This window comes from Pseudomonas huaxiensis (assembly GCF_003231275.1).
Classification (GTDB): Bacteria; Pseudomonadota; Gammaproteobacteria; order Pseudomonadales; family Pseudomonadaceae; genus Aquipseudomonas; species Aquipseudomonas huaxiensis.
Genome location: NZ_QKVL01000096.1, coordinates 1 through 3,640 on the forward strand (window position 1 = coordinate 1; position 3,640 = coordinate 3,640).

1 protein-coding gene is annotated in these 3,640 nt (G+C 65.4%); it reads left to right on the plus strand.

Annotated features, from left to right (window positions below):
• On the plus strand, positions 1 to 3,640 hold a 3,640-nt coding region (locus DM374_RS32160), incomplete at both ends, for a condensation domain-containing protein (RefSeq protein ID WP_157969803.1).

Sequence of the window (3,640 nt, forward strand, 5' to 3'; positions counted from 1 at the left end):
ACCGCTGACACCCAACGGCAAGCTCGACCGCAAGGCCCTGCCACAACCGGACGTTGCCCAGGCCCAGGCGACCTACGTCGCGCCACGCAGCGAGCTGGAACAGCAACTGGCGGCGATCTGGTGCGATGTGCTCAAGCTGGAGCAGGTCGGGCTGACTGACAACTTCTTCGAACTGGGCGGCGACTCGATCATCTCCATTCAGGTGGTCAGCCGTGCGCGTCAGGCCGGGATTTTCTTCACGCCCAAGGACCTGTTCCAGCGCCAGACCGTGCAGAGCCTGGCTGCGGTCGCGCGCCTGGCTGAAGCCACCGTCATCGATCAGGCTGCGGTGGACGGTGCAGCACCGCTGACGCCGATTCAGCACGCCTTCTTCGAAAGCGACATCCCGCAGCGCCACCACTGGAACCAGGCAGTGATGCTCAAGCCGTCCCGTGTGCTGCAAGCGGCCCTGGTGGAAAAAACCTTGCGGGCGTTACTGGTGCAACACGATGCCTTGCGCCTTGGGTTCGCCCTGGAAAACGGTGCCTGGAACGCTGTCCACGGCCAGCGCAATGACAGCGGGTTGCTCTGGCAGCGCCAGTTGAAGCACGCCGATGAGCTGGAGCCGTTGGCGCAGGAAGCCCAGCGCAGCCTCGACCTGGAGCGCGGCCACCTGTTGCGTGGGGTGCTGGCGGAACTGCCCGATGGCTCGCAACGTCTGTTGCTGGTGATCCATCACCTGGTGGTGGACGGTGTGTCCTGGCGCATTCTGCTGGAAGACCTGCAGAACGCTTACGCCGCGCTTGCCGAGGGCAAGCCCCTCGCACTGCCGGCCAAGACCAGTTCGTTCAAGCGTTGGGCCGAGCACCTGAGTGACTATGCCCGCAGCGCCGAACTGGAGCAGGAACTGGGCTACTGGCAAGCGCAATTGTCCGATGTCAGTGATGAGCTGCCGGACCGCAAAGCGGGCGCCGAGGCGAGCAGCCGCACTGTCGCCAGCGTCACCACCCGCCTGGACCGCGACCTGACCCGACAACTGCTGCAGGACGCTCCAGCGGCCTATCGCACGCAGATCAACGACCTGCTGCTGACGGCACTGGCCCGGGTGATCTGTGCCTGGACCCGGCAGCCGTCGGTGCTGATCAAGCTGGAAGGGCACGGCCGCGAAGACCTGTTCGAAGCGCTGGACATCACCCGCACGGTCGGCTGGTTCACCACGGTCTACCCGGTCAGGCTCAGCCCGCGGCCGGCCCTGGCCGACTCGATCAAGACCATCAAGGAACAACTGCGCGCGATCCCCAACAAGGGCATAGGTTACGGCGTGCTGCGCCATCTGGGCAGCAGCGCCGCCCGCGAGGCCCTGGCCGGTTTGGCCCAGGGTGCGATCGTCTTCAACTACCTGGGGCAGTTCGACGGCAGCTTCGCCGAGGAGGACGGCTTGTTGCGGCCGTCCGGCGAGAGCAGCGGCGACATGCACAGCCTCGATGCTCCGCTGGACAGCCTGATCAGCGTCAGCGGCCAGGTCTATGGCGGTGAGCTCGAACTGAAATGGCGCTTCAGCACCGCGGTGTTCGAGCACGCACTGTTGCAGGGGCTGGCCGATCAGTACAGCGCCGCGTTGCGGCAGGTGATCGAACACTGCGCGCACGCCGAGAGCGCCGCGGCGACGCCTTCGGACTTCCCGCTGGCCAACCTCGACCAGCAGGACATCGACGGCCTGCGCATCGCCCCGGCGGAGATCGCCGATATCTACCCACTGTCGCCGATGCAGCAGGGCATGCTGTTCCACAGCCTGTACGAGAAAGAGGCGGCCAACTACATCAACCAGATGCGAGTGGATGTGCGGGGTCTGGATGTGGCGCGCTTCAAGGCGGCCTGGCAGGCGGTGATCGACCAGCACGATGTGCTGCGGGCCAGCTTCATCAGCGACCTGCGCAAACCGCTGCAAGTGATCCGCAAACAGGTGGCCGTGGCGCTGACCGAGCAGGACTGGCGCACCGTGGAGCAGGGCGCCGCAGCGCTCGAAGCCTGGGCTGACGCCGACCGTCAGCGCGGTTTCGATCTGGAGCAGGAAGCGTTGCTGCGCCTGACCTTGCTGCGCACCGGCGACGACAGCCATCACCTGATTTACACCAGCCATCACATCCTGATGGACGGCTGGAGCAGTTCGCGTCTGCTGGGCGAGGTGTTGCAGCGTTACCACGGTCAGGTGCCGACGCAGTCGGCGGCCCGCTACCGGGATTACATCGAATGGCTGCAACGCCAGGATGCCTCGGCCAGCGAAACCTTCTGGAGTGCACAGCTCTCTGCGCTGGAGGCGCCGACCCGGCTTGCCGAGGTGCTGAAACCGCAGGTCGCGGTGGCGGGCTACATCGACCAGCATTACACGCTCGACCGCGAGCAGACACTACGCCTCAATGCCTTCGCCCGTGAGCAGCGGGTAACCCTGAATACGCTGGTGCAGGCTGCCTGGCTGTTGCTGCTGCAACGCTATACCGGCCAGGCCAGCGTGACCTTCGGCGCCATTGTCGCCGGACGTCCGGCGGAGTTGCCGGGGATCGAGGAGCAGCTTGGCCTGTTCATCAACACCCTGCCGGTGGTGGGCAGCCCGCGCGCCGAGCAGTCGGTGGCGAACTGGGTGGGTGAACTGCAGGCCCTCAACCTGGCCCTGCGCGAGCATGAGCACACGCCGCTCTACGATATCCAGCGCTGGGCCGGTCACGGTGGCGAAGCGTTGTTCGATTCGATCCTGGTGTTCGAGAACTACCCGGTGTCCGAAGTGTTGCAACAGGCAGCGCCAGAAGGACTGGCGTTCGGCAGTGTGATCAACCAGGAGCAGACTCACTATCCGCTGACCCTGGTGGTCCAGGCCAACGAGACGTTGGCGGTACGCTTCAACTTCGATCGCCAGCGTTTCAGCGAGGACGGCATGGTGCGGCTGGTCGGGCATTTCGATCAGTTGCTGCGCGCCCTGGCCAGCGATGCCCGCGCGTTGCTGGGCGAGCTGCCGCTGCTGGACGCCGACGAGCGCCAGCACCTGCTGCACGACTGGAACGACACGGCCGTGGCCTTCGCCGACGCACCGATTCATGACCTGATCGAAGCTCAGGTGCACGCCACGCCAGAGGCTGTGGCGCTGATCCTGGGTGAGCGGCAACTGAGCTACGCCGAGCTGGACCGTCAGGCCAACCGCCTGGCGCACCACTTGCGGGAACTGGGCGTGGGCCCGGACGTGCTGGTGGGGATTTCGCTGGAGCGCAGCCTGGAAATGGTCGTCGGCCTGCTGGCGATCCTCAAGGCGGGCGGCGCCTATGTGCCGCTGGACCCGGCGTACCCGCGTGAGCGCCTCGATTACATGTTGCGTGACAGTGGCATTCGCCTGCTGCTGACCCAATCGTCGCTGCTGGCGCAACTGCCGGTGAGCGAGCAGGTTCGCAGCCTGGAACTGGACCTGCTGATCGACTGGCAGAACAGCACCGATATCGCGCCGCCGCAGGTTCATCTGCACGCGGACAACCTTGCCTATGTCATTTACACCTCAGGCTCCACTGGACGACCGAAGGGCGTCGAAATCCGCCACGGCGCGCTGACCAATCACATGCTGTGGATGCAGAACGAGCTGAAACTGGCGCCGCATGACCGCGTGCTACAGAAGACCGCC